Source organism: Microbulbifer maximicatervae (SeqCode) (assembly GCF_052467225.1).
Window position 1 is genome coordinate 1,656,680 of sequence record NZ_CP174303.1, and the last position, 26,155, is coordinate 1,682,834.

A 26,155-nucleotide genomic window follows, 5' to 3' on the forward strand; every position below is an offset into this window, starting at 1 on the left:
TATTTTACTTGTATTTATAATTTTATTCTGAGGGAGATTGATAAATGAAAAAGATTACACTTGCTGCTGCTATTGCTTTGATTGCTGGCGCAGGTCAGGCTGTAGCTGATAATAACTACGGTGATCAGGTTCAGCTCGGCGAAAATAACTCTGCAAATGTATCCCAAGTATATGAGGCTAACAATAATGCTGCCTATCAGTGGCAGGAGGGTAATGATAACGTAGCTGTTGCAGCTCAGGATTATGCTGATGATAACTACATTGATCAGACCCAACTCGGTGACCGTAATGCTGCTTACACCAGTCAGTCCAGCCAAATGGGCAGTGAAGCTTTGACCTACCAGGATGGGGAAGGTAACAATGGAACTATCCACCAGTGGACCGGTTCCTACAATAGTGCCTACGCTGCGCAGTTTGGTAGTGAAAATATGATTCATTTGGATCAGTATACCGACTCTAACTTTAACTATGCCGATATGTATCAGGACGGCAGCGACAACATGGGCGTTCTGCAACAGGAAGGTGACGGTAACTACTTCGTCAGCACCCAGGTTGGAGACAATAACGGTGTTTGGAACAGCACCTGGTACTCCTCATTTGATGGTTTTGTTGGTGGTCAGGTAGGTGACTTCAACGTAGGTACTGTTTTTCAGTCAGGTGCTGAGAACACTGCAAACCTGATGCAGAGTGGTGATATTAACCTGCTCGACCTGTCTCAGTCCGGCCTCAGCAACACTGCGACTATCCTGCAGCAAGGTGATGCTAACGCTGCTTTCGGTTACCAATCCGGTGTTAACAACGTTGCCAATATCACCCAGAATGAGACCAATAACTTTGGTGCTATGGCTCAATTTGGCAATGACAATACCGCTAACCTTGTACAAACCGGTGACATGAATAGTGCTGACTTTGGTCAGTATGGCGATGCTAACCTGGCAAATATTGATCAGACAGGCAACAGCAACTACGCCTATGGTTACAGTGCTGGTGTTGCAAATATCGTAGATATTGATCAAGCGGGTGAGTTGAACCTGGCAGAAGTTCACCAAGACTTTGGCGGCGATAACCTGATTACTGTGGCCCAAACTGGCTACGAGCATTCCGCTCACGTTGGACAGGGTGGCTATGAAAATGTTGCCACTGTTAGCCAGAACAGTGCATATAATATGGCTAGCATTGAGCAGGTTGGTGCAAGCAACGTTGCCACCATCACTCAGAACTGATTCTGAAGAGTTTCAGGTATGAAGAAACCGCCCTATTGGGCGGTTTTTTTATATAAAGGTAGAAGCTAATCCTTATCTAAGAGCAGATTGACTAAATGGTTCTCTGCCCGCAAAAATTGAGAGTCAGCTCTAATAGCCCTGTCCATGGAGATTGCTGCCCACTACCACCTTTGATAGAGCTATCTATAGCTCGAGCGCGAATTAATAAGCTTTCCAGTTGCTTCTTATTAAGTCTGTGTAGGGCTCCTTGGACCAATGGCTGGCGCTTTTGCAGCCGAACCAATCTCGCTAGAGGTTGGCCTTGATCCAGTTTTTCCATGATGTCGAGAAGAGTTCGAATTTCTCTTGCTATTGCCCAAAGTACAATGGGTGGTTCAATACCTTCGACCCTCAATCCGTCGAGTGTTTTGACTGCTTTGGCTGAGTTGCCAGAGAGTGCTGTGTCAATTAGGTCAAAAACACTGTAACGGGCGGAGCTGGTAACACTATGCTCCATCATTTCCCGGGTGATTTCTTGCCCGGAGCTGGAAAGCTTAAGTTTTTCTATCTCCTGGCTTGCGGCAAGTAAGTTGCCCTCTACTCTTTCTGCCAGGATTTGTATTGCTTCTGGTTCGGCTGAGAGGCCTGCAGATGCAAGGCGCTGGTTGATCCAGCGGGGCATTTCCTGAATCGTCACAGGCCATACCTGAACCAGTACTCCTGATTGTTCTAGGACTTTGACCCATTTGCTGTTGAGTTGCGATTTATCAAGTTTCGGTAATACCAGTAAAAGCAAAAGATCTTCACTCGCCAGTGAAGCAAACTCTTGCAGGGCTTTACTGCCCTTATCCCCCGGTTTACCTCCGGGTAAACGCAGCTCGACAAGTTTTTTTTCTGCGAAAAGAGACATATTTCCGGCTGAAGCAACCAGCGTGCTCCAGTCAAAATTATGCTCTGCGTGAATAAGTTCTCTCTCGGTGAAACCGTGCTTTTTCGCTGTTGAGCGCACTAAATCGCAGCACTCTTGAACTATTAAGGGCTCATCACCAGTGATAATAAAAATTGGCGATAGGCCCTTTTTTAGATTTTGCGATAATTGATGGGGGTTAACGCGCATTAATAAAACTAACCTAGTAGCTCTTTTCTTCTAATGAAGCATTCACATCGATACGCCGTAAGCGATCGATAATGCGCCCAATAAGCTCCCGCTGCATCTCCGCGCGTAAGGTATTTTCCTCTTCACTTTTACTGACAATTTCATTGACATCCCACTCCAAGGTGCGATAAACGTCTGCCTGTGCTTTATTTAGGAGGACTTGGCCTGAAGCTGTGCGTACGCTATAGATTGCACTGGTAATTAGTTCGTATTCAGATGCTCGCCCTTCAGAGTCTACAGCTACAGTTAGTTTTCTCTCGGTTTCCTGGTGAATGATGAGTGTATAGTCAGCTTCTGCAGGAGATTCCGCCATAGGCACACCCGCATTATTGAGTAGTCGCGTTAATTGATATGCGATATCACTGCGAGGGTCTACTGTGGATATATAGAGTGTACTACCGGGAGGAAAATTCTTAGGGGCGCCTCTTAGATGCCAGCCGCAACCGGCAATAGTGATAGCGAGAAGAAAAATAAAGGCTCGATTTGCGATTGTTTTCATAAACTACTTGCCATGGTCTTGTCGGCTACAGCGAGCTGACTTAAGTGAGCCGGGAGTGAAACTCCCGGCATCATATTGCGGGTCTTTACTTGGCGACAATATTAACCAGCTTGCCAGGTACGACAATTACTTTGCGCACCGTAGCTTCACCGATAAATCTCTGAACGTTCTCATCGGCGAGGGCGAGTTTTTCCAGGTTCTCTTTGTCTGCATCAGCAGGAGCATCCAGTTTTGCGCGTACCTTGCCATTGACCTGGACGACCAAAGTAATCGAGGTGCGCACCAGTGCTTTTTCATCTGCCACTGGCCAAGGAGAATCGATTAGGGCACTGGTATTCCCCAGCACCTGCCACAGTTGATGACAGATATGAGGAGTAACCGGAGCCAACAGCAAGACGGCGGTCTGTAGGGCTTCTCTCTCTACAGCCAGTCCTTGATCACTGTTGCGATCTGCCAGCTTGCCGACCTCATTGAGCAATTCCATTACTGCTGCGATAGCGGTATTAAAGGTTTGGCGGCGGCCATAGTCATCCCCCACTTTTTGGATGGTCTCGTGGGTTTTGCGGCGCAGCTGCTGTTGCTTGTCATTGAGGGACTGCTGGTCGATCTGTGCTTCACTGGAGCCCGCTGCAATATGGACGTGAACGGTCTTCCAGAGCTTACGCAGGAAGCGGCTGGCACCTTCCACACCGGCATCGTGCCACTCCAAAGTCTGCTCCGGAGGGGCGGCAAACATGGTGAACAGGCGAACGGTATCGGCACCGTACTCCTCAACCGCAGCGTGAGGGTCTATGCCATTGTTCTTGGATTTGGACATCTTTACCACGCCGCCGGCAATAATCTCTTCGCCGGTGGCTCGCTCAATCGCTTTGGTCGGCTTGCCCTTGTCATCGCGCTCGACGTCCACATCGGCGGGGTTGATCCAGGTCTTGTGGCCGTGTTCTTCCTTATAGAAGGATTCGGCTAACACCATGCCCTGACACAGCAGCTGCTTGAAGGGTTCATCGCTATTGACCAGGCCCTCATCCCGCATCAGCTTGTGGAAGAAGCGCGCGTAGAGAAGGTGTAAAATGGCATGTTCAATACCGCCGACATACTGGTCAACTGGCAACCAGTAGTTGGCGCGGTCCGGATCCAGCATGCCCTCTTCAAAATCGGGACAGGTATAACGGGCGTAGTACCAGCTGGACTCCATAAAGGTGTCGAAGGTATCGGTTTCACGTTCTACAGAAGTGCCGTTGAGTTCGTCTTTACGCCATTCGGGATCGGCTTTAATAGGTGATTGAACGCCGTCGAGCTCGACATCTTCCGGCAACAGGATCGGCAGCTTGTCTGCGGGTACTGGTATTTCTCCGCCGTCGGCCAGGTTGAACATGGGGATGGGCGCACCCCAGTAGCGCTGGCGGGAGACACCCCAGTCGCGCAGGCGATAGTTGGTCTTAACCCGACCCTTACCTGCAGCAATCAGCGCTTCGGAGATCGCAGTAAAGGCGCCATCAAAATCCAGGCCGTCAAAACTGCCGGAATTTACCAGTTTGCCTTTCTCCGTATAGGCCTCTTTCTCCAAGTCGATGGACTCGCCGTCGGCAGCCTCGATAACCTGGATAACGGGCAGCTGGTATTTTTGCGCAAATTCCCAATCGCGCTGGTCGTGTGCCGGTACTGCCATCACCGCGCCTGAGCCGTAATCCATCAGTACATAGTTAGCCACCCATACGGAGACTTCTTCACCACTGATGGGGTGAATCGCCTTGAGCCCGGTATCCATGCCTTTCTTGTCCATCGTGGCCATATCGGCTTCGGATAGGGACTGCTTTTTGCACTCGGCGATAAAAGTTTTGAGTTCGGGGTTGGACTCGGCAAGTTCCAGAGCGATGGGGTGCTCGGCGGCGAGGGAAACATAGGTAACGCCCATCAGTGTATCCGGACGGGTGGTATACACATCGAAGTGGTCTATGCCCGCAATAGGCTTGGGCAGGGCAAAGCTCAGCTCTACTCCCCGGCTCTTGCCGATCCAGTTGCGCTGCATGGTGCGCACCTGCTCGGGCCACTCGGGCAGTTTGTCCAGGTCTTCGAGCAGCTCTTCGGCATAATCGGTGATCTTGATAAACCACTGGGCCAGCTCGCGGCGCTCAACGGTGGTGCCACAGCGCCAGCAGGCGCCATCTTCGACCTGCTCATTGGCCAGTACGGTCTGGTCGTGGGGGCACCAGTTCACTGCAGAGTTCTTCTTGTAGACCAGGCCTTTTTCGTAGAGGCGGGTGAAGAACCACTGCTCCCAGCGGTAGTAGGTGGGCTGGCAGGTGGCCAGTTCGCGGGACCAGTCAAAGCCAAAACCCAGGGCCTTGAGCTGGCCTTTCATGTACTCGATATTGGCATAGGTCCATTTGGCTGGAGCGGTCTTGTTCTGGATGGCCGCATTCTCTGCAGGCAGACCGAAAGCATCCCAGCCCATCGGGTGCAACACGTTCTTGCCCTGCATGCGCTGATAGCGAGTAATTACATCGGTAATGGTGTAATTGCGCACATGCCCCATGTGTAGCTTGCCGCTGGGGTAGGGGAACATGGATAGGCAGTAGAACTTTTCCCTGCCGGCGTCTTCCTTTACTTCAAAGCTCTTCTCGGCCTCCCAGAATTCCTGGGCGGAAGCTTCGACTGCGGAGGGGTTGTACTGCTCTTCCATCGATTCGGGACCTATACTCTGTGATCAAAATTTGCGGGAAACTGTTCAGTGTTTATTGGGGGATGTGAACGCTTGTCAATCGGTAAAGATTGATCGCGATCAAGTTTCGCTCCCAGTGCATCTTTTACGATGCGTAAACGCTGGATTATAGGAGGGATACCGTGACGAAGGAACCAAAGTTGCCGCCGAAGGACGATCTGATTAATGAGTTTCGCGAAGACTTTGAAGATTTGGTCGAAGGTGAGCTGGCTGTTGAGAATCTCACCGCCAATAAGATGGCATTTTTGCGCGCTTGGCTGAAAGATGACCTGCATCGTGCTGCTGACTATATCCGGGGACTAGGTGGAGAATTGAAGACCCTGGAGGAGCGCAGCGGTGATTGGCTGCTGGATGCGGCGGACCCCACAGAAACCGCATGGCCAAACTTAATGCGATGCATTAAAGAGGGCAAGCCCTGGGCTTTGGCCGGCGAGTTTGTAGGGCCGGATGAGGAGTTGCAGTGTTTGGGCTGTGGATACCGAGCTATGCCGCCGGCAAATACCCAGATTACTCCCTGCCACCGGTGTGGTTATGGATGCTTTCGCCAGATTGAGGGTGGTCTCGAGTATTGAATGGGCTCTATACGGCGGCGGCCACGCTTCTGATGCCTCCAGCAGCCCCATTGTTGGGGCTGCTGGTTGCATTCCTTTTGCGATTCTCTTCATCCGGGTCCCTGCTTGAAAGATGTTCTCTACCCTTGGCTGTGATTTCCTTTTGTGTGCTTTGGTTAGGGGCGACCCCGGCATTCTCATCCTGGCTTGGAGATCGATTGGGCAAGGTACCTTATCAACCCCATATAAGGCCTGAGGCCGTTGTGATCCTTGGTGCAGGGCGATACCGCGACAGGTATTCGAATAGGGAGAGACTCTCTGCAGCGAGTCTCGAAAGAGTTGCCGGTGCTGTCGAGCAAGCACCAGAAGACTTACCGATTCTGGTATCTGGCGGTCGGGTTCACAGCGGAGAGCGGCTGGCAGAGTCTGATTTAATGGCTGCGTTGTTGGAGGAGGAGTTTTCCACTCCGGTCACTTGGCGTGAAGATTGCAGTCGTACTACTGCAGAGAATGCAGTAAATAGTGCTGATATTTTGCACAGTGCTAATGTGAGGTCGGTTTTTTTGGCCACTCACTGGTGGCATATGCCTCGCGCAGCGGAAATTTTTTCCCGCGCTGGCTTAGAGGTACAACCCCTGCAGGTTGGGAGTGCCGGAGAATTGATGCCTCGCGCTCAAACAGGTGTGGGGCGCTGGCTGCCCAATGCTGTCTCCCTGCTAAGGACCCAGGTCTATTGGCGGGAAATACTGGCACGGATCTGGTATCGGTGGAGTTCGCTACCGTCCATCAGAAAATGTTGAGGATGGATAAGGAACTTTTTGATAAATGTAATCTCAGAGGCCTACAGGATTTGAGGGATCAGGCGTCGAGCCCAAATGTTTGAGAGCTCTTGATTGCTGGTTGTACCGGGCTTAGGATGACTGGCGCCACAGGACATACCCATTGATTACCTTTTTTTATGGAGTAGCGGCTGTGGATAAGAAACATAACAATAATCGAGATAACCTTATGATGAAGGGCATCCCACTTTCTTTCTCTCCGATACAGTTGCATAACCGGTTAAACCGGGCTGTTTGGATTGGCTTCAAGCGGGTTGAGCAGGATGGCCGCACGCTGGTTTTTCTGTGTGCCGGTGGCGATAGCAGCGCCCAGCTCAGTAAAAATTTTGAGACCTTTGCCGGGCAGATAGTTCGGGAGTTCGGTTTTGCTCCCGCCGAAGTGGAGTTTATCGAGCTGCGTTCAAAAGCCGAGGAGTCCCACTGGTATCGCTGGCATGCCCAGTGGGTGGGGTCTGCGCCAATGGAGTGCCATGGCGACCTGGTGACCAGTGAATCTAGCCGACGCTACTTAGCCCAGGCACTCGAAAGCGATATGGCCGCCGCTTAAATTCATTTGTTCAGGCGCTGGCTTTAGTGGCAGCGCCGTCACCCTTGAGCAGGTCTGAGAGGGCTTGCTCCAGAGTTGGAAATTGGAAGGTATAGCCGGTTTCCAGTGCTGTACAGGGCTCGACCCTATCACTGGCTAGCAGTAATTCATCAGCCATCTCTCCAAAAGCTATCTTTAAAGTCCAGGCCGGTAAGCGTAAAAACGCCGGGCGATGCAGCTCTTTGGCCAGGATCCTGGCAAAGCTGTTGTTGGTTACAGGTTCTGGTGCACTTCCGTTAAATGGACGGCAAAGTTGATTGTCGATGGCGTGTAATATCAGCCCGACTTCGTCTTCTTCGTGAATCCAGCTCATCCAGTGCTCGCCCGAGCCCATGGGGCCGCCAAGCCCGAGCCGAAATGGTGGCAGCATTTGGGGAAGGGCGCCACCGCGCATGGAGAGAACGATAGCTGTGCGGATAATGCCTACCTTAACGCCAGAGTGCTGCAGCGGGAGCGTGGCGGCCTCCCAGTCCCGACACAGCTGTGCGGCAAAGCCCCCTCCTGGAGCACTGTCTTCTTTCAGTAACTCCCCTCCGCGATTGCCGTAATAGCCGATTGCGGAGCCGGACAAGAAGTAGGATGGCTTGTCTCTTTGGCCCAGGGTCCAGCGAACCAGCTTCTCTGTTGTGTCCAGGCGTGAACTGCGAATCTCAGTGCGATATTTTTCTGTCCAGCGACGGGAGATGGGGGCCCCGGCAAGGTTCACAATAACATCTACGGGCTGGTTTACCTCTGCGGGATCGCGGCAGGCGTTGGCTGATTCGCCACATAAGTTTCGAACCCTGTCCGGATGTCGGCTTAATACCGTAATAGTATTGCCTCGCTCCAGCCAGCGCCGACAAAAGAGTCTGCCTATAAGCCCGGTGCCACCGCTAATCAAGCAATGCATGGGGAATCACCTTGCCTTATATTCGCTAGAAAATTGAATGGAGCATAGCAGTGATATTCAGTGGCGGTAGCTTACCGATGGCCACCCCGGCAGGGAGTTGCCACAGGGCTTGTTTTAATCGGGTAGCTCGCCACTGAGAGGGGAGTTGGATTGGGGTTCCACCCTACGGCGTAAAAACAGGGCCAGGGCCAGCATTGGGAGCGCCAAGGCAAATACCAATGAGATGCCGGCTAGCATAAACGGAGTGGCGCCACTCATCGCTCTGATATCCCCGGTCATATTCGCGCGCTCGAATTGGGGGAGTTTTTTAATAACCTTCCCCTTGGGGTCCACAATTGCCGTCACACCAGTATTTGTCCCTCTCACCAGGTAGCGACCAGTTTCCAAAGCGCGCATCTGCGCCATTTGCATATGTTGTAAGGGGCCAATAGAGGTCCCGAACCATGCATCATTGCTAATGGTCAGCAAAACCTGGGAAGACAGTGCTGAGTCGGCAACCAGCCTGGGATAAACAATCTCATAGCAGATAAGCGGCGCCCAGCTTGCACCAGCAGCATTGAGCGGCGATTGTTCGTCCGGGCCTGAGCGGATAAAGGAAGTGGGGAGATTAAAAAACTCGATAGTGCCCCGAATAAAATCCTCTAACGGTACATACTCACCAAAGGGGACCAGGTGGCGCTTGTGATACACGCTGGGGCTCTGGCCAAAAACAGCGGCGGAGTTGTGAATACTCGGCCGCTCCTGTGCCGAACCCCGGGTGTCATAGAGAATACCGGTGATCAAATCGATGTTGGTAGTCTCAGCATTGCGTTGCAGCGCCTGCATAAGGTTGGGGGCTTGCCCGTAGAGCATGGGCAGGGCGGCTTCGGGCCAGATAATAACGTCTACATCCTGATCGCTAAGGGCGCGAGTACCCTCTTGGTAGCGGCTGATAGTTTCCCCGCGAAACTCTGGCAACCACTTCTTTTCCTGAGGAATATTAGCCTGCACCAGCCCAACGCTGATAAGAGGACCTTTTGCGGAGGTCCACTCCACTTGGGAGAGGGCAGCTCCTATTGGCCAGGGGGCCAGTGCCGCAGTGAGTAGAATGATATGGCTGTGCCGCTTGAGCGGGGATAGGCGGCCACTGACAACCAGGGCCAGCACTGCGCCGGTAAATGCCAATAGCAGGCCTATGCCGTAGACACTCAAAATCGGCGCCCAGCCCGCTAGCCAGGTTTCTGTATGGCCATAGCCGGCGAAGAGCCAGGGGAAACCGGTAAAGGCCCAGCTGCGCAGCCATTCACTGATAAACCACAATGCGGCAAAAGCCAGAGCGAAGCTGAATTTATTATCTGTGAAGCGGCCCAGAATGTAGAAGGGCGCGGCTAACAGCAGCGCCATAATAGCGACGAAGCTTCCGGTGAGGGCCAGTCCTAATGGCACCGATGAGTTGCCAAAATTTGTAATCGAAACGTAGACCCAGGAAGCCCCGCTGGCGAAGAGGCCCAATCCATAGCAGAGGGCGAGCCAGAAGCTTTTGCGACCCGGTAGCACCTGCCCTTTGGCTGCAGAGAGCAGAATCCAGGCGAATAGTGTCAGGGACAGCAGGCCACATACCCAATAGTTAAATGGGGCAAATGAAAGTGTCATCAACCCGCCAGCTACAACGCTGGCGAGAGGAGAAAATAATCTGCGCATAAAGTTGTTGTCAGGATACCCCGTTCTCTAAGGGTATCAGTGTGTTAAAGCTTGCAGTGCTCAGCTGTCTTCTTCTGGCGGTTTGCGCATATGGGCAACCCGCAAAAGGTGTATCTGGCGGCTGTCTGCATAGAGTACCCGGAACATAAAGTCACCCAGTCGGGTGACTTCGTCACGGCCCGGCAAATGGCCGAATGATTGCATAATAAGACCGCCGACAGTGTCGAATTCTTCATCACTAAAGGCGCTCTCGAAAAATTCATTGAACTCTTCAATGGGAGTCAGAGCTTTAACGATAAAATCGTTTTCCCCAACTTTACGGATATAACTATCCGCTTCTTCCTCGTCGGTCTCGTCTTCGATTTCACCGACAATTTCCTCGAGGATATCTTCAATAGTCACAACACCGGATACACCGCCGTATTCGTCTATCACGACCGCCATATGGTAGCGGTTCTCACGGAACTCGCGCAGCAGGATATTGAGGCGCTTGCTCTCGGGAATAATATTGGCTGGGCGGATCAGGTCTTCGAGCTGAAATCCGTCGAAACCTTTCAACAGGAGAGGGAGCAGGTCTTTGGCGAGCAATATCCCGCGTATATCATCGACACTTTCGCCGACGACAGGGAATCGGGAGTGCCCCGAATCAATAATTTTGGGGAGGAACTCTTCCGGCTTATCGTGAAGGCCTACCACAACCATTTGCGAGCGTGGAATCATAATCTCGCGGACTTGCTGGCTGGAAACGTCCAGTGCGCCTTCGATAATAGAGAGCGCTTCAGCATCTACCAGCTGATTTTCAGCGGCGTCCTTAATGATGTCCAATAATTCGTCGCGAGACTTGGGTTCAGCTGAAAAGGCGCTGAAGAGCTTTTCCAGCCAACTTTTTTCACTCGCGCGGGATTTGCTCGCTGAGTGACTACTTGGGGGCTCGTCTGTGGTCATGGAAGTGGCCATGCTCCGGGGTTCTCTCGTTGGTAGATAAAATTCAGTAGCAGTTTGCCATTACTTCGGTGGTACAGCGGCTATCATCCCACTTCATCCAGTGGGGCGTAGGGGTCTGCAATGCCGAGGTTGGCGAGCAACTTCGTTTCCAGGCTTTCCATAACCTGAGCGTCTGCATCTTCGATATGGTCATAACCTAGAAGGTGCAGTGTGCCATGGACCACCATATGTGCCCAGTGCGCCGATAGTGATTTGCTCTGTTGCTCCGCTTCCAGTTCAACTACTGGGGCACAGATCACAAGATCTCCAAGCATCGGGAGATCCAGCTCCGCAGGGAAATCGGTAGGGAAGGATAAAACATTAGTGGGTTTATCCTTGCCTCGGTACTGGTGATTAAGTTCCTGGCTCTCACTTTCGTCCACGATTCGCACCGACAGTTCCGCTTCGTTGCGGTGGCCGGTCAAAGCCTTGGATACCCAGTTGCTGATAGCCTCATCGGAAGGGATGTCGTGGCAGCGGCTGACCCGCTGCACATCGAGTGTTAAATCAGTCATAACTCAGGTGCGGACTCTAAGCGGCATTCTCATCGGCTTTATTGGAGATTCGATCTGCCGAGGCCATTTCCAGCTCGGCTTCATGAATATCGTAGGCCTCCACAATGCGCTGCACGAGGGGGTGGCGAACCACATCCTTGGCTCCAAAGTGGGTAAAGCTGATTCCATTAACTCTCCCCAGTACTCCAACAGCATGACGCAAACCGGAAGCTTGGCCACGGGGCAGGTCGACCTGGCTGGGGTCACCGGTAATTACGGCGGTGGAGCCAAAGCCAATCCGCGTGAGGAACATTTTCATCTGCTCGCGGGTGGTATTTTGGCTCTCATCGAGAATAACAAAGGCGTTATTTAGGGTGCGCCCGCGCATATAGGCAAGGGGAGCTACTTCGATAACGTTGCGCTCGATCAGCTTGCCAACAGTCTCAAAACCGAGCATTTCGTAGAGGGCGTCGTAGAGCGGGCGGAGGTAAGGGTCTACCTTTTGGCTCAAGTCACCGGGCAGGAAGCCCAATTTCTCGCCGGCTTCAACGGCGGGGCGGACCAGGAGGATTCGCTCAACTTCATCCTTGAGCAGAGACTCCACAGCACAGGCTACTGCCAGGTAGGTTTTACCGGTACCTGCGGGTCCGATACCGAAATTGATATCATTGGTCTGCACAGCGCGAACGTATTTACGCTGATTGAGCCCTCTGGGGCGTACCGAGCACTTCTTAGTGCGAATCAGTACTACTTGGTCAGCTTCGCTGGAGTCACCGCTACCATCTTGGCCGGTGAGTTCTTCAACTCCCGCTTGCTGCAGAGCCAGGTGAATCTCATCTGGAGTGAGATAGTCCTTGGTACCGGTTTCCTTGTAGAGCCTACTGAGTAGTTCGCCAGCGGCACGCGCCGATTTGGCATCGCCAAAAAATGAAAACTGGTTGCCGCGATTTCGAATTTCGATATCCAGGCGCTGTTCTATTTGGCGTAGGTGTTGGTCGAACTGACCGCAGAGATTGGCGAGACGGCGTGCGTCGTTGGGCTCGAGAGTGATGCTGTGAGCGAGGGTTTGTGTTTCCAAATTGGTTTCCGGCACCTTTAATCCAGGGGTTATATTGCTAGGGTATACCCATTTTCCCTAAAGGGGAAAGAGGTGATTCCTACAAATAGGTTCTAACTTTACCTAATTTTAATTACGGGGCGTAATTTGGGGGGCAAGTTGAGCCTAATTTGGCGGCAGGATGTGCTTTCGAAGTACATCTTGCCGCTATTTGAGGTAATCACAAAGTCTTAGAACAGGTCTTCTTCCAGCTCAGATGTGACTAAAGTACCGCGCAGGGAGTTTGGCAGGGCCTCTTCAATCACAACATCGGCAAATTTGCCGATCAGGGCGAGATCGTCCGCACGGAAGTTGACTACCCGGTTGTTCTCGGTGCGGCCTTGTAACTGTCCGGGGTCCTTTTTGGAAACACCGGTTACCAGTACACGCTCGGTGTTGCCAACCATGCGGCGTGCAATAGCTGCCGCCTGCTGGTTAATCCGCGCCTGCAGCAGCTGTAGGCGCTGCTTTTTCACTTCTTCCGGCGTGTCATCGGCCAGGTCGGCAGCTGGGGTGCCCGGGCGAGGGGAATATATAAAGCTGAAGGAGATATCGAAGCCCACGTCCTGGATCAGGTTCATGGTCGCTTCAAAGTCCCTGTCAGTTTCGCCGGGGAAGCCGATAATAAAGTCTGAAGACAGGCAGATATCCGGGCGAATTTTCTTCAGGCGGCGGATCTTGGATTTGTACTCCAGGGCGGTGTGGCCGCGTTTCATTGCCATCAGAATGCGGTCGGAGCCACTCTGTACGGGCAGATGAAGATGACTAACCAGTTCTGGTACCTGTCCGTAGACATCGATCAGCGCATCGGAGAACTCTACCGGGTGAGAGGTGGTATAGCGGATGCGGTCGATGCCATCAATCGCTGCCACATAAGTGATCAGCTCGGCGAAATCCACTTCGTGGCCATCTTCTCCCGTAGCGCGGTAGGCGTTTACGTTTTGCCCAAGCAGGTTCACTTCGCGGACACCCTGGTCTGCAAGGTGGGCGATCTCTTCGAGTACATCGGCCACAGGGCGGCTGACTTCTTCGCCACGGGTGTAGGGAACCACGCAGAAAGTGCAGTACTTGGAGCAGCCTTCCATAATAGAGACAAATGCGGTGGCGCCGTCGGCCTCTGGCTGGGGCAGGCGATCAAACTTCTCGATCTCCGGGAAGCTCACATCGACGATAACTGCGCCGCTTTTTTGCTCTTTGGTCTCCATCATCTCCGGCAGGCGATGCAAGGTCTGGGGACCAAAGATCAAGTCTACATGGGGTGCGCGCTTGGCAATCGCCTCGCCTTCCTGACTGGCTACACAGCCGCCAACACCAATCACCAGGTCGGGATTTTTTTCCTTCAGGTGCTTCCAACGGCCCAGCTGGTGGAACAGCTTTTCCTGGGCTTTCTCGCGGATAGAACAGGTGTTGACCAATAGTACATCCGCCTCGTCGGGATCGTCGGTAGGTACCATGTCGTGGGACTCGCCGAGCAGATCGCGCATCCTCGCGGAATCGTACTCATTCATTTGGCAGCCGTGGGTCTTAATATATAGCTTTTTCACCGATGTTTCGGACATATCGCGCCTGGTTAAAAACTGGTCAACAATTAGGGTGGGGCATTATAGCGATACGACCCGGCACTGCATAGATGGCTATATTAGCTGTTGCGAACCTGTGCTATTCTTGCGCGCTTTTTCGGGCTTTGCCCGTTCTTTGATCAATTTGAGCTTCGGGGTCATCCCCATCCTGAGAGACTTATGGCCAACCCGATTTATAAAGTTATTTTCCACAATCAAAACCAAGTGTACGAACTCTACGCTCGGGCCATCTATCAAAGTGATATGTACGGCTTTATCGAGGTGGAGGAGTTTGTATTTGGGGAAAAGGCTCAGCTTGTGGTCGATCCCAGTGAGGAAAAGCTGAAAACCGAATTTGCTTCGGTAACCCGTTCCTATATTCCGATGCACAGCATCGTGCGTATTGATGAAGTGGAAAAAGAGGGCACCGGCAAGATTGTTGAAGTAAAGGGTGACAAAGTTGCGAAGTTTCCTTTTGCCCCGCCTATCCGTCATCCCCAGGACACAGAGTAAGCTTTATTTTTACTCTGAATCAGGCCGGGCTCTATGCCCGGTTTTTAGCGCCAAAATCATCCGCTGCACCTTTTTTTCCTCTGCAATATAAGCTTCAATAAAAATCCTCCTGACTGTCATCAAATCGCTGCAAAGTGGTTGCGCTGACGATCAACGCCGTTCTGTATTTAGTTGATCTCAATTTGCTAGCAAGAGAGCAAATACGGATTTATCGATTTTTCTCAAGTTAGCTCAAGCGACGACCTATATTTTTGCCGCGTATCTGCCCTGATTTTTATGGGCTGATAACTGGTACAGACTGGAACTTTGCTATGAGCAATCGCTATCGCGCACTGTGGATTTCCGATGTCCATTTGGGCAGCAGAGACAGTGAGCCCCATCGACTTGCAGATTTTCTGGCTCAGAATCGCGCCGATACGGTCTATCTGGTTGGGGATATTTTTGATATGCAGGCACTCGCTCAAGGACGAGGTACATGGTGTCAGGCCTCTTCGCTGCTACTGGAAATGCTTTCCGAATTAAGTAGCCTGACGCCTGAAGTCATTTATATTCCTGGAAATCACGACGCGCCAATGCGCAGCTGGGCCGGAAAGCGGCTCGGCAATATCCGAATTGAAAAAGACTATATCCACACTGCTTCTAATGGGCGCCGCTTTTGGGTAACCCACGGCGATCAGTTTGAACACCGAATTAAAATAAATCCAATCAGTTACCATATCGGCGATCGCAGTTATTACCTGATGCTGCGCTTTAATCGCTGGATCAATTATTGGCGCAATCGATTTAATAAGCCCTGGTGGTCGCTGGCCAGCCAGATAAAAAATCGTGTGGGTGCCGCTCGACAAATGATGAGTGATTTTGAGGATGTCGCCACTCGTGAAGCGATATCGCGGGGATTCGATGGTGTTATTTGTGGCCATATCCATAGGCCTGCCCTTAGAAATAAAACAGTGTGTGGGGATGCTGTGACCTATGCGAATTGTGGTGATTGGGTCGACTCTATGAGTGCGGTTGTAGAACAACAAGATGGCAATTTAGATCTTTTACATTGGTATCGGACTCCAAAAATTGCCAGCATAATGACAGAGGTGGTTGCGGCATGATTCATCTTGAGACTCTTTTGCAGAAAAACGCCTGGTACAGCGCGGCACCACAAAAAACCACGCGAAAATTGGTTTCTGCCACAGTAAAGAAAATCTGTTGTGAGGAGCAGCTACAGGAATTTACCAGCAGTTACCCCCATCTTGGTGGCCTGGATTTTATTCGCCAGGTATTCGATGACTTGAATTTTCGCTACGAATTAAATCCATCAGAGTTGGCTCGGGTTCCCACTAGTGGGCCGCTGGTGATTGTGTCTAATCACCCCTTAGGAAGCCTGGATGGTCTCGCTCTGATCGATATGGTGGCGCGGGTACGGAAAGATGTTCGAGCTGTCGCAAGCCAATTATTATGGAATATAAAATCCCTGCGCCCCTGTTTATTGCCCGTAGATAACTTTAATGGGCGTACCCGTCGAGCCGATATTGAAGGTATCTATAGCCATTTAGGTGACGGGGGAGCGATTATCATTTTCCCGGCGGGAGAAGTATCCAGGCTCACCCCCCATGGGGTTCGAGATGGACGCTGGAATTCAGGATTTGCCCGTTTTGCGGAAAAAACCAATGCGCCGATATTGCCGGTGCAGGTTTTAGGGAGGAATTCCTGGTGGTTCTATGGCCTCTCCATGTTGAACAAGCCCCTCTCGACTTTATGGTTGATTAGGGAGATGTTTAAACAGGCCAGCCGCAGTATCGATATTCGTATAGGACGTCCCCTGGAAGCGGAACACTTTCGTAGCTGGCCGCTAACACCCCGCGCCAAGGCTGCTCTGTGGCGCAAACATGTCTACCAGTTACATCGTTCGCCCGCCCCTCTGGGGCCGGAATTAATTGTTGAAGCTGAGCCAAAAGCCGATGTAGCGCGAGTGGTTGAGTCCTGTGTATCACTCTCTGAACTGGGTAATTTTTCTGTGCGTTTATATCGGCAGAAAGCAGATTGCCCCGTCATGCGGGAATTGGCCAGAGTGAGGGAGATAGCCTTTCGCTCAGTGGGGGAAGGGACCGGCCAGAGCCGGGATTGGGATGCGTTTGATGCTCATTACGACCATCTATTGTTGTGGGATGCAGAAAATCGACAGATTGCAGGAGCTTACCGCATAGCAGCGACCGAGGCGCTCTCGGATGATCAGATATACAGCAGTACGCTATTTAATTACCCGCAGCCTCCTCGGCAGTGCCTGCCAGATTCTGCTGAGCTAGGGCGTAGCTTCCTACTGCCGGAATATTGGAGAGGGCGCGGGTTAGACCTGCTCTGGTGTGCTATTGGACAGTGGGTATTGCGCAATAAGGTACGCTACCTATTTGGCCCAGTGTCTATGCCCGGTACATTTTCCGTGAGAGCGAAGTCCGTTATTGTACGCTATTTTTCCCATTATTTTGCTCCTGAAAACTCCTTGGGGGATGCTCGACTGCCATTTCCGGAAGCACAATCTGAACTGCCTGAATTACTTGGGGATTCGGTGTCAGATATGCGTCAATTGAAGCATATTTTGCGTGAGGAGGGCGTTATGCTACCTCCCCTATTTAAAAAGTATGCCTCTGTTACTAAAACGGGAGGGACCAGTTTCCACGCCTTTAATATTGACCCGGATTTTTGCGATGCTGTGGATGGGCTGGTCGTTGTTGATTTATCAAAAGTGGACGAGAAGTTTGCTAAACGTTATTTATCCAGCTGACTTAGAAGTGACTCTTTATGAAAAAGGCAGCGTAAAGCTGCCTTTTTTGAAGATTCAGGAAATCTCACCTGGCATTTTGGATGGTTAAATTTTGCCAAGCTTTTTACGTAGACTCACCAGTTTGACACAGAGGACGAAAACAGACATTGCGGTATCCAGTTCTTCCAGCGGTGGGAAACTGGGTGCAATACGAATATTGCTGTCCTCAGGGTCCTTACCATAAGGGAAGGTAGCGCCGGCAGGTGTTAATTTTACTCCGGCATCCGCAGCCATTTTAACCACTGCTTTTGCGCAACCGGGAAGGGTATTAAAGGAAACAAAATAACCCCCTTCAGGTTTTTCCCAAGTACCCATATCTGCATCGGTGAGGGCATTATGTAAATGCTCCAGAACACACTCGAACTTCGGGCGAAGAATATCTGCATGTTTATGCATGTGTTCTGTCAGGCTGGTGTATTCGGTAAAAAATCTCGAGTGACGCAATTGGTTGACTTTGTCAGGACCAATGGTCATTGCCTGCATTTGGCCTTTGAGGGAATCGAGATTTGCCTGGCTGGCGCTCACAAACGCAACGCCTGCGCCAGCATGGGTGACTTTTGAAGTTGAGGCAAACTGTATTACGGAGTCTGCAGTATCATTTTCCAGGGTTGCTGTGCGAATATTTGGCAGATTTACATAGTTGCCAATGTCGTGCACCGAATAGGCATTGTCCCAAAATATCCGGAAGCTAGCGCCGGCAAATTGTCCCAGCTGCGCCAATCTTTCTACAGTTTCCTTGCTGTAAGTGGCTCCTGTTGGATTTGAAAACTTGGGCACACACCAGATACCAACAATCTCTGCATCTTCGCGCACGAGCTTTTCCACAAGCTCCATGTCGGGCCCCTGCTCTCCCATGGGCACGTTAATCATCTCGATACCCAGCTGCTCACAGATCGTAAAATGGCGGTCATAGCCGGGAACAGGACAGAGAAATTTGGGAGCTTTTAATTCGCGCCAGGGGGTAGTGCCCGCAAAGCCGAACAGGTAACCGGTGACTAGGGCGTGATACATCAGTGTGAGAGAGCTGTTGCCTCCGGCAATCACTTCGTTGACCGGCACTTGAAGCATTTCGGCTCCCAGCTCCCTTGAGCAGGTCAGGCCGATTAAGCCACCGTAGTTGCGAGTGTCGGTACCGTCTGCCGCTCGATAGTCACCGGAGAGAATTCCATCAAGTTTATCGGAAAGTTTTAATTGCTCCGCCGAGGGCTTTCCACGTGTGATATCCAGGCTTAACTCGTGTTGACAGATCTTGTTGTAGTGAGCGCTTAATTCTTTTTCCCACTCGATCAATTGTTCCTGTGTGGCGGATTCGATATGCACTTGAATTCCCCTGGCTGGTAATGTGAGTTGGCGAGCTTATCAGCCTTAGGTCGCTTTCGTCAGCAGGAAATCACACATGATTATTAGTTTCTCTTGAATCTATTGGGTGGAATTTATCCTGGATACGCTAGATTTTTGAGGTGTCATGTCGTTCATTAGTTCGGCGGTGGTGTTGGGATCTGGGCGTCTGATTATTGGCTGGCTAGAGAGCGGAAGTCCTGGGCATAGTCGCGCAGAGTTTTGCTTAGATGACGGCGTTGTGTGGGGCTGGTACTGGATAGAATTTGTTCTCCCAGTTCGCGAGCTTGGGTTTTGCGCTGCTCTTGCGCCTTGCGATATTCGTCGGACCAAAGTTGGTCTGGGTTTTCCAGCAGACCGCGCAACTGTTGTTGGTATCCATCAGGCTTCTGTCGGAGAAGCTCAATGGCATGTTGCTGCCAAATCATATGTTGTTCGTTACGTAAAACAGGGTTGTACTCTACCTGCTTTACCCAGGCTGCGATCAGCTGCTTTTGTTGCTCGGTTAAACTTCCCAGCCATCGCCTGCTCTCCCGGCGAATTTGCCGATCGCGGTGTCGTTGTATTTTCCACGGCGAGCGCTGCCATTTTTCCAGTGTTTTCTGCTGCTTTTTGGCCAAGTTGTGTTGCAGGCGATCAATCTGTTGTGGCGTTAACTGCGCCACAATAGGAAGCATTAAGTTGAAGGCGTTGTTACTGGCGCTTTCGATGAAGTGGTACACCTCTTTTTCAACCGGAGCCAGCTGAGGATTCTCAAGTTGACCTTGATCTACTTTATCTGCCAGTTGGCTCAGGAAATCGGCATATTTTGGTAGCTGTGTTTGGCGGTGCCAGTGAAAGAAGCTGTTTAGAGCCCCTTGAAACTCCAGCTCTTGCTGGGAATTTAAGTCGACATAGTCACGAAGCTTCCAGCGTATCCAGTAATCAATGTTGTTATAGGCGAATTGAATGCTGGAGCAGCTGCTCAGTAAGCTCGCAACTACAAGGAGAATGATTAAACGCCATTTTTGTGTGGTGTAACTGCCCGGGGTTTGGGGCATTGATCCTTCCTGTAGGTATGATCGAGAGCAACTGATAGGGGTGCCTTAAGCATAGATTAAAAAGGTATACCCAATTCCAGTTTTGTTGTGACAGTAATGGGGTATCGGGTTGGCGAGCTAGTGGGCGTTTGAAAACAAAGCAGGACGATTAATGGCGTCAATTAACCGAGGCGAAGTACTGCTGGGCATAGACTGATTGATGGAGCTCGGTATTAATGTGAGAACTGGGTTCATATTTTGAGTGAGTCAGGTAGGAAGTATTATGGTTACCACGGTCATGGAGGCTGAGGCTCGTGAGGCGCCGGATAGGATTGCTGAACAGCTGCATTCCAATGCCAATATAATGTCCCATCTGGGAGAGCGGCTGCGCCAGAAGCCTCCTCGTTTTGTGATGATTGTGGGGAGGGGTTCTTCTGATCATGCGGGCGTCTTTGCCAAGTATCTGATAGAGATTGAAACTGGTACCCCTACTTTTGCTGCCGCACCGTCGGTCTCCAGTGTTTATGGTCGCAAATTAAAGCTCGATGAGGCCCTGGTTATCGTCATTTCCCAGTCTGGGAGAAGCCCAGATATTCTGACCCAGGCCCGCATGGCGAGAGAGCAGGGGGCTTATACAGTCGCTTTGCTTAACGATGAAGATGCGCCGATTAAAGATGTGGTTGACTTGGTAATACCCCTAAAGGCTGGCCCGGAAAAAGCGGTTGCAGCTACAAAAAGTTATCTAGCGACCCTATCTGCGATACTGCAGATGGTCGCCAATTGGACGCAGGATCCCGCTCTTTGTAGTGCTCTGGAAAAGTTGCCGGAAACTTTGAGATCTGCGGTGCGGGCAGAAATTCAATTGCGCCCGGAAAACCTGGCCTCGGTACAAAATCTGGTAGTTTTGGGGCGGGGTCCCGGTTATGGGATTACCCGGGAACTGGCGCTGAAGTTAAAAGAAGTCTGCAATATCCATGCGGAGTCCTATTCCAGTGCGGAATTCTTGCATGGCCCCGTTACGCTGGTGGAAGGGAAATTGACAGTGGTGAATGTTCCAATCGAGGATGAGTCATTCCCCACACACAGCCAGCAGATTGATGAAATTCGACGGCGTGGGGCGGCTCTGATTAATTTGCATGTGCCGAGTAAGGGGGTTCACCCGAGGGTGGCTCCACTGGCGCTGTTGCAGCGTTTTTATATCGATGTGGCCCACGTGGCGGTAAGTCGGGGGATTAATCCCGATGAGCCGGCGGGTTTAAAGAAAGTTACTCAGACAGTCTGAATAAAACAGAAAATAATATTTGGGAGGGGGAAGTGGGGGTTATCCTGATTGCTGAAAAGCTATTTGATGGCGAGCGCATACTTGCAGATGTTGCTATCACCATTGGAGATAGCGGACTGATTTCCGCAGTGGGTGGGGGAGTGAGTTCCGATGCTGAGCGCTTACCGGGTTTGTTGGTGCCGGGCTTTATTGATATCCAGGTCAATGGTGGTGGTGGTGTACTGTTTAATCAGGAGCCCTCAGTTAATGCGCTTCAGCAAATAAGCGAAGCCCATAGTCAGTTTGGTACCAGTGCTTTCCTGCCCACCTTGATTACGGATAGCTTTGCAGTGATGCAGCGGGCAGCCGATGCGGTAAGTGGGGCCTTGTCCAGCGGTGTTCCGGGTGTGATTGGAGTACATTTTGAGGGGCCGCATTTAAGTGAGGCCAAAAAGGGTACCCATGAAGGAGGGTTTATCCGCTCTTTGAGTCATGAGGAGCTCTCCCTCTACGCCCGGGAAGACCTGGGAATCCGCTTGGTCACTCTGGCGCCAGATTGTGTATCGGTATCCGATATCCGAAAGTTGGTTTCCCTGGGGGTTCATGTTTGTCTCGGCCATTCGAATGCGAGTGCTGAAATTGTTGAAGCTGCGTTGGATGCTGGAGCGACAGGATTTACCCACTTATACAATGCAATGTCCCCGCTTCATTCGCGTGAGCCGGGTATGGTGGGGGCAGCCCTGATCCGGGATGACGCCTGGTGTGGATTAATTGCCGATGGCCACCATGTCAGTACCGGCGCTATGGCGTTAGCTTTGAAAGCAAAACCTCGCGGTAAGTTGTTACTGGTAACCGATGCAATGTCGCTAGTGGGCAGTGATGCCACCAGTTTTCCCCTATTTGATCGAGTGGTTACACGAGAAGGGGATAAACTGACCTCCAGTACCGGAGAGTTAGCGGGTTCTCACTTGGATATGATCGGCGCGGTTAAAAATATCCGCGACTGGTGTGGGATTGAATTGCCGGAAGCACTGCGCATGGCAAGTTTGTATCCGGCGCAGTTCCTTGGTCTGGGAGCAGGTGTAATCACTGAAGGGGCCCGAGCGGATATGGTTTTATTAGGTGAGGATCTGCAAGTGAATAGGACCTGGAGCCTGGGGCGTGAAATTTATCGACGAAATTAACTTTCCAGATCTCTCTTAAGCTGAAGGGGTTATTTGGGTGCGGGGCCAGTGGATTGTCGAATAATTAACTCGGGGGTGAAGCTACGGTATGTTTCACTCTCTTGCCCAGAACCATTGAGTTCTTTTGAACTTTTACACTGAATTTTCTCAAGCAGTAATTCTGCTGCCGAGCGGGCGATTTCCTGGTTGGGTTGGTGTGCGGTTGTAAGTTTGGGCCAGGTTTGTCGAGAAAATGGGCTGTCTTCAAATCCTGCGATAGAGACTTGCCCGGGAACATCAATCTTTAACATACGGGCGGCAAATAGAGCGCCCGCTGCGATTTCGTCATTAGCGGCAAATATTGCTGAGGGAGGTTTGTCGCTGTCGAGGATCTTTCTCGCATTGATCTCGCCCGATTCAAATGAATATTTCCCTTCAACAATCAAATGTCGGTCTACTGCTATTCCTGCATCTTCGAGTGCCTGGCTGTATCCATTTTGGCGCCCCAATGTGGAAAGGTGCTCCTCGCCTCCGCTTAAATAAGCGATACGCTTGTGCCCGAGTGAAAGTAGATGCTGGGTAATATTGTAAGCGGCCTGGCGGTCGTCAATCTGTATAGACTTTCCCTTTGCTTTCTCTGTATTGGTGGAGGAAATAATTCGCACAAATTCCACATTCATGGATTGGAGTATATCGATAAAAGAAGGTGACTCTGAAAAAGGGGGGGTCAGGACCAATCCGGCTACTTTGCCGTGCTCGACCAGTTTATTTAAGTCGCTGTGGATAACTGGAGATTTCGAATTGCAAGGATGGATAAGTAGCTCATACCCTTTTGCTCTGCAGGCTTCCAATATGCCGTTTTGCATATCGATAACGTAGTGGGCATTAGGGTTGTCATAAATAAATGCGATGGAATAGGAGTGTGTCCCCGCCAGATTCCGCGCTGCCAGACTGGGTGTGTAGTTCAGGCTTTTGACTGCGTCGAGCACTTTTTGCCGAGTGGCTGCGCGTACAGAGGGCTCATTATTGATCACCCTGGACACTGTTTTGATAGATACGCCGGCGCGCTCGGCAACATCGTTAATTGTGACTTTCATGCATCAACTAGTTCTATCTGAGCCTTGGCCTTGCTGGCATCGACAAGTAAGTATTACTGGAAGGTGGGATTTTAACAGTTATGAGTCTGCAATTAGCTTATGGGGTGCGCCTCCTTTCTTAATTTGTGGGTAATTTGTAGTTTTTTATCCCAATTCTTTGAGATTCCTAGACCTTATCATTTGCCTGTAAAAATCCTACACCTAAGCAAGGCCAATCTTTCACTTTGTGACTGAATGAAGGCATTAAGTTTCCCAGCATTAAAGAAAATGATGGCTTTTACGCCAAATACTTCCTATATGCCTGTCTCCCCTGGTCAACATCTTCAATCACTATTTGAAGCCTCTTGAAAATTTTTGTAGTTTTACTACATAATGCGCATCAATAAGATTGAGTGGCTACAGATTGGGTGAATTACTCAAGCCGGGCGTCCAAAGTCTCTACCACCTCAGTGGGGAGGAGGTTCCGGCATTGTTGGATCACTAACATTCAGCTCTAAGAGCGGGAAGAGACTCGGAAGTGAGATTTCTACCCGATAACAGGATTTCCCATGAGTCTCCATCAGCAGTCTTGCCGTGGGCTGAAAGGTGGTCCGCTGGAATGATTGGGTTTCCAGCGATCTGATAAAAGCAACTTTGTTCCTTCTGCTTCAGATTTACGATTGGGTAATAGGACATTGATGGCACTACAACCAAAGGGTTGCAGTGGGAGCCATTCCGCCGAAAGGCGCTCCACGGAAAGATAATCACAGGTGGCTGATGCCACTGAAATGTGACCCTGGTGGTTTTTGTAACTAGAGACCACCTCAACAGAGTTATTACGGAATAGTCATGGTTCACAGCAAGCTTCAGACCGTTACCGAACGCATCATTAAGCGCAGCGAAGAAACTCGTGCAGAGTATCTGGCGCAGGTTGAAAAAGCGCATATTGAAGGGCGGGCAGCGGCACATGTGTCTTGCGGAAACTTGGCCCACGCAATAGCCGCATCTCCAGAAGGTGATAAGCAGTTGATCGCCTCTGGGCGGGGGCCGAACCTGGGTATCGTCAACGCCTACAACGATATGTTGTCCGCTCACCAGCCCTATGGTGCCTACCCTGCTCAATTGAAAGAGGCAGCTGCGCGCAATGGCGCAACGGCCCAGGTTGCCGGTGGTGTACCGGCAATGTGCGATGGGGTGACTCAAGGGCGTGCAGGGATGGAACTCAGCCTGTTTTCGCGAGATGTGATTGCCATGTCCACAGCAATCGCGCTTTCGCATGATGTTTTCGAAGGAGCCATATTCCTGGGTATCTGCGACAAAATTGTCCCCGGCCTGGTTATTGGTGCTCTCTCTTTTGGCCACTTGCCTTCAATTTTTGTACCTGCGGGTCCAATGCCCACTGGCCTGTCCAATGCGGAAAAAGTCCGGGTTCGCCAGCTGTATGCTGAAGGCAAAGTAGGGCGCTCTGAACTATTGGAAGCCGAGAGTGCTTCCTACCACAGTGCCGGCACCTGCACCTTTTACGGCACTGCCAACAGTAACCAGATGCTGGTAGAAATTATGGGGCTGCAATTGCCCGGCAGCTCCTTCGTAAACCCCGGTACTGATTTGCGCTCGGCATTAAATGAAGCTGCCGTGGCGCAATTGGTAAAAATTACTGAACCTAGCCAGCACACTTCGGTAGCTAAAATTCTCACCGAAAAAGCATTCGTCAACGGAGTGGTGGGATTGCTCGCTACCGGCGGATCCACAAACCACACATTGCACCTTATTGCGATGGCGCGTGCAGCAGGTATTCAGTTGACTTGGCAGGATATGGCAGACCTCTCTGAAGTGGTGCCGCTGCTTTGTCATGTCTACCCGAACGGCACTGCGGATATTAACCACTTTGCCGCAGCCGGCGGTATGCAGTTCCTGATTCGCGAACTCCGCTCCGCTGGCCTTTTACACGATGATGTTCACACAGTACTCGGTAATTCCGGTCTTGAACCCTACTGTGAAGACCCCTTCCTCAACAGTGATGCTGGCGGCGGTGTGGTTTGGAAACCTACTCCAGAAGAGAGCGGTGATACGACGGTCATTCGTCCAGCCACTGACCCTTTCTCCCAGCATGGTGGTTTGCAGTTGCTCGAAGGAAACCTTGGGCGCAGTGTAATCAAAGTCTCTGCGGTTAAATCTGAGCATCTCAAGGTGAAGGCGCCTGCCATTGTCCTGGATAACCAGGACGACCTGCTCAAGCGATTCAAAGCCGGTGAGCTAGAGCGTGACTTTGTCGCTGTAGTGAGATTCCAGGGGCCTCGCGCCAATGGTATGCCTGAACTGCACAAGCTGACACCGACGCTGGGGGTGCTGCAGGATCGTGGCTTTAAAGTGGCATTAGTCACCGATGGGCGTATGTCCGGCGCTTCCGGGAAAGTCCCAGCGGCCATTCATATGTCACCGGAAGCCGTAGAAGGCGGTGCAATTGCCAAGGTGCAAGAGGGTGACATGATTGAACTCGACTCAGAGGCTGGTGTTTTACGCGTACTGGTAGATGAAGCTGAATTTAATGCCCGCCAGCCGGCCCAGTGTGACCTGTCTGAAAGTGCCCGTGGTACCGGCCGTGAACTATTCGCTAATATGCGCGGGCTTGCCAGTGGTGCAGAGACCGGTGCAAGTATTCTTTATTGATTATTACGGAGCCAAACAGGCTCCGAGACAAGAACGATCTCAGAGC

The 26,155-nt window shown here is 51.3% G+C and carries 22 protein-coding genes; 10 read left to right on the plus strand and 12 right to left on the minus strand.

Translation table 11 applies throughout. The features are described 5' to 3' along the window. Positions 1-44 precede the first annotated feature (44 nt). On the plus strand, positions 45-1,223 hold the full coding sequence (locus ACJJIZ_RS07195; RefSeq protein ID WP_444907429.1) for a hypothetical protein: 1,179 nt from the start codon (positions 45-47) through the stop codon (positions 1,221-1,223). 91 nt (positions 1,224-1,314) lie between these two features. Here ACJJIZ_RS07195 and holA read toward each other — a convergent pair whose 3' ends face one another. From holA to leuS, 3 genes are all read right to left on the minus strand, one after another. Further along, a complete protein-coding gene (holA, locus tag ACJJIZ_RS07200) occupies positions 1,315-2,319 on the minus strand; it encodes a DNA polymerase III subunit delta (RefSeq protein ID WP_444915676.1) in 1,005 nt (334 codons plus the stop codon). A gap of 13 nt (positions 2,320-2,332) precedes the next feature. Next, positions 2,333-2,857 carry an LPS-assembly lipoprotein LptE gene (locus ACJJIZ_RS07205; protein ID WP_444915677.1) on the minus strand — a complete coding sequence of 175 codons (525 nt, stop codon included), beginning with the start codon at positions 2,855-2,857 and terminating at the stop codon, positions 2,333-2,335. 85 nt (positions 2,858-2,942) lie between these two features. Continuing rightward, positions 2,943-5,540 (minus strand): leucine--tRNA ligase, encoded by a 2,598-nt coding sequence (gene leuS / locus ACJJIZ_RS07210; protein ID WP_444915678.1) that lies wholly within the window; start codon positions 5,538-5,540, stop codon positions 2,943-2,945. Between the two features lie 161 nt (positions 5,541-5,701). On the opposite strand from leuS, the gene ACJJIZ_RS07215 reads away from it, so the two are divergent. The 3 genes from ACJJIZ_RS07215 (at position 5,702) to ACJJIZ_RS07225 (ending at position 7,516) form a co-directional block, all read left to right on the plus strand. After that, positions 5,702-6,151: a zinc ribbon-containing protein gene (locus tag ACJJIZ_RS07215; protein WP_108734284.1), complete on the plus strand. Its 450-nt coding sequence runs from the start codon at positions 5,702-5,704 to the stop codon at positions 6,149-6,151. Positions 6,152-6,348: 197 nt separating this feature from the next. Continuing rightward, positions 6,349-6,930, plus strand: a complete 582-nt coding sequence (locus ACJJIZ_RS07220) for a YdcF family protein (protein WP_444915679.1) — start codon at positions 6,349-6,351, stop codon at positions 6,928-6,930. A gap of 172 nt (positions 6,931-7,102) precedes the next feature. After that, positions 7,103-7,516 carry a hypothetical protein gene (locus ACJJIZ_RS07225; RefSeq protein WP_282931509.1) on the plus strand — a complete coding sequence of 138 codons (414 nt, stop codon included), beginning with the start codon at positions 7,103-7,105 and terminating at the stop codon, positions 7,514-7,516. A gap of 10 nt (positions 7,517-7,526) precedes the next feature. On the opposite strand, the gene ACJJIZ_RS07230 is transcribed toward ACJJIZ_RS07225, so the two are convergent. From ACJJIZ_RS07230 to miaB, 6 genes are all read right to left on the minus strand, one after another. After that, positions 7,527-8,444: a TIGR01777 family oxidoreductase gene (locus ACJJIZ_RS07230; RefSeq protein ID WP_444915680.1), complete on the minus strand. Its 918-nt coding sequence runs from the start codon at positions 8,442-8,444 to the stop codon at positions 7,527-7,529. Positions 8,445-8,558: 114 nt separating this feature from the next. Beyond that, a complete protein-coding gene (gene lnt, locus ACJJIZ_RS07235) occupies positions 8,559-10,124 on the minus strand; it encodes an apolipoprotein N-acyltransferase (protein WP_444915681.1) in 1,566 nt (521 codons plus the stop codon). 60 nt (positions 10,125-10,184) lie between these two features. Then, positions 10,185-11,081, minus strand: coding sequence for a CorC family transporter (locus ACJJIZ_RS07240; protein ID WP_413663108.1), 897 nt, complete (start codon positions 11,079-11,081; stop codon positions 10,185-10,187). A gap of 71 nt (positions 11,082-11,152) precedes the next feature. Further along, positions 11,153-11,623 carry an rRNA maturation RNase YbeY gene (gene ybeY / locus ACJJIZ_RS07245; protein WP_444891860.1) on the minus strand — a complete coding sequence of 157 codons (471 nt, stop codon included), beginning with the start codon at positions 11,621-11,623 and terminating at the stop codon, positions 11,153-11,155. A 16-nt stretch (positions 11,624-11,639) separates the two neighbouring features. After that, positions 11,640-12,695: a PhoH family protein gene (locus tag ACJJIZ_RS07250; protein ID WP_413663106.1), complete on the minus strand. Its 1,056-nt coding sequence runs from the start codon at positions 12,693-12,695 to the stop codon at positions 11,640-11,642. 194 nt (positions 12,696-12,889) lie between these two features. After that, a complete protein-coding gene (gene miaB, locus ACJJIZ_RS07255; RefSeq protein WP_413663105.1) occupies positions 12,890-14,257 on the minus strand; it encodes a tRNA (N6-isopentenyl adenosine(37)-C2)-methylthiotransferase MiaB in 1,368 nt (455 codons plus the stop codon). Positions 14,258-14,437: 180 nt separating this feature from the next. On the opposite strand from miaB, the gene ACJJIZ_RS07260 reads away from it, so the two are divergent. The 3 genes from ACJJIZ_RS07260 (at position 14,438) to olsF (ending at position 17,543) form a co-directional block, all read left to right on the plus strand. Continuing rightward, positions 14,438-14,770 carry a DUF1820 family protein gene (locus tag ACJJIZ_RS07260; protein ID WP_172975496.1) on the plus strand — a complete coding sequence of 111 codons (333 nt, stop codon included), beginning with the start codon at positions 14,438-14,440 and terminating at the stop codon, positions 14,768-14,770. 311 nt (positions 14,771-15,081) lie between these two features. Then, on the plus strand, positions 15,082-15,873 hold the full coding sequence (locus ACJJIZ_RS07265) for a UDP-2,3-diacylglucosamine diphosphatase (protein ID WP_444896292.1): 792 nt from the start codon (positions 15,082-15,084) through the stop codon (positions 15,871-15,873). Beyond that, complete coding sequence (olsF, locus tag ACJJIZ_RS07270) at positions 15,870-17,543, plus strand: bifunctional ornithine lipid synthase OlsF (RefSeq protein WP_444915682.1); 1,674 nt, start codon at positions 15,870-15,872, stop codon at positions 17,541-17,543. The genes ACJJIZ_RS07265 and olsF overlap by 4 nt, the downstream gene beginning before the upstream one ends. An 84-nt stretch (positions 17,544-17,627) precedes the next feature. Here the strand turns inward: olsF and ACJJIZ_RS07275 are convergent, their stop codons facing one another. Further along, entirely contained in the window at positions 17,628-18,902 is a 1,275-nt protein-coding gene (locus ACJJIZ_RS07275) for an aspartate aminotransferase type Ic (protein ID WP_444915683.1), read from the minus strand. 191 nt (positions 18,903-19,093) lie between these two features. Next, positions 19,094-19,960 carry a DUF6279 family lipoprotein gene (locus tag ACJJIZ_RS07280; protein ID WP_444915684.1) on the minus strand — a complete coding sequence of 289 codons (867 nt, stop codon included), beginning with the start codon at positions 19,958-19,960 and terminating at the stop codon, positions 19,094-19,096. A 262-nt stretch (positions 19,961-20,222) separates the two neighbouring features. Between ACJJIZ_RS07280 and nagB-II the strand changes: the two genes are divergently transcribed. Beyond that, the gene (gene nagB-II / locus ACJJIZ_RS07285; RefSeq protein WP_444915685.1) at positions 20,223-21,221 is read left to right on the plus strand and encodes a glucosamine-6-phosphate deaminase NagB-II; all 999 of its coding nucleotides are present in this window, start codon (positions 20,223-20,225) and stop codon (positions 21,219-21,221) included. 32 nt (positions 21,222-21,253) lie between these two features. Continuing rightward, entirely contained in the window at positions 21,254-22,384 is a 1,131-nt protein-coding gene (gene nagA, locus ACJJIZ_RS07290; protein ID WP_444915686.1) for an N-acetylglucosamine-6-phosphate deacetylase, read from the plus strand. A 29-nt stretch (positions 22,385-22,413) separates the two neighbouring features. Here nagA and ACJJIZ_RS07295 read toward each other — a convergent pair whose 3' ends face one another. Next, positions 22,414-23,460 carry a LacI family DNA-binding transcriptional regulator gene (locus tag ACJJIZ_RS07295; protein ID WP_444915687.1) on the minus strand — a complete coding sequence of 349 codons (1,047 nt, stop codon included), beginning with the start codon at positions 23,458-23,460 and terminating at the stop codon, positions 22,414-22,416. Positions 23,461-24,288: 828 nt separating this feature from the next. On the opposite strand from ACJJIZ_RS07295, the gene edd reads away from it, so the two are divergent. Further along, positions 24,289-26,109 (plus strand): phosphogluconate dehydratase, encoded by a 1,821-nt coding sequence (edd, locus tag ACJJIZ_RS07300; RefSeq protein ID WP_444915688.1) that lies wholly within the window; start codon positions 24,289-24,291, stop codon positions 26,107-26,109. The last annotated feature ends 46 nt before the right edge of the window (positions 26,110-26,155 follow it).

Excerpts from the sequence above, each read along its gene's own strand:
- ACJJIZ_RS07205 (WP_444915677.1), bottom strand. The coding sequence starts at position 2,857 with ATGAAAACAATCGCAAATCGAGCCTTTATTTTTCTTCTCGCTATCACT.
- ACJJIZ_RS07265 (WP_444896292.1), top strand. The coding sequence starts at position 15,082 with ATGAGCAATCGCTATCGCGCACTGTGGATTTCCGATGTCCATTTGGGC.
- olsF (WP_444915682.1), top strand. The coding sequence starts at position 15,870 with ATGATTCATCTTGAGACTCTTTTGCAGAAAAACGCCTGGTACAGCGCG.
- ACJJIZ_RS07260 (WP_172975496.1), top strand. The coding sequence starts at position 14,438 with ATGGCCAACCCGATTTATAAAGTTATTTTCCACAATCAAAACCAAGTG.
- ACJJIZ_RS07230 (WP_444915680.1), bottom strand. The coding sequence starts at position 8,444 with ATGCATTGCTTGATTAGCGGTGGCACCGGGCTTATAGGCAGACTCTTT.
- ACJJIZ_RS07295 (WP_444915687.1), bottom strand. The coding sequence starts at position 23,460 with ATGAAAGTCACAATTAACGATGTTGCCGAGCGCGCCGGCGTATCTATC.
- ybeY (WP_444891860.1), bottom strand. The coding sequence starts at position 11,623 with ATGACTGATTTAACACTCGATGTGCAGCGGGTCAGCCGCTGCCACGAC.
- ACJJIZ_RS07240 (WP_413663108.1), bottom strand. The coding sequence starts at position 11,081 with ATGGCCACTTCCATGACCACAGACGAGCCCCCAAGTAGTCACTCAGCG.
- ACJJIZ_RS07195 (WP_444907429.1), top strand. The coding sequence starts at position 45 with ATGAAAAAGATTACACTTGCTGCTGCTATTGCTTTGATTGCTGGCGCA.
- ACJJIZ_RS07280 (WP_444915684.1), bottom strand. The coding sequence starts at position 19,960 with ATGCCCCAAACCCCGGGCAGTTACACCACACAAAAATGGCGTTTAATC.
- lnt (WP_444915681.1), bottom strand. The coding sequence starts at position 10,124 with ATGCGCAGATTATTTTCTCCTCTCGCCAGCGTTGTAGCTGGCGGGTTG.
- edd (WP_444915688.1), top strand. The coding sequence starts at position 24,289 with ATGGTTCACAGCAAGCTTCAGACCGTTACCGAACGCATCATTAAGCGC.
- miaB (WP_413663105.1), bottom strand. The coding sequence starts at position 14,257 with ATGTCCGAAACATCGGTGAAAAAGCTATATATTAAGACCCACGGCTGC.
- holA (WP_444915676.1), bottom strand. The coding sequence starts at position 2,319 with ATGCGCGTTAACCCCCATCAATTATCGCAAAATCTAAAAAAGGGCCTA.
- nagB-II (WP_444915685.1), top strand. The coding sequence starts at position 20,223 with ATGGTTACCACGGTCATGGAGGCTGAGGCTCGTGAGGCGCCGGATAGG.
- leuS (WP_444915678.1), bottom strand. The coding sequence starts at position 5,540 with ATGGAAGAGCAGTACAACCCCTCCGCAGTCGAAGCTTCCGCCCAGGAA.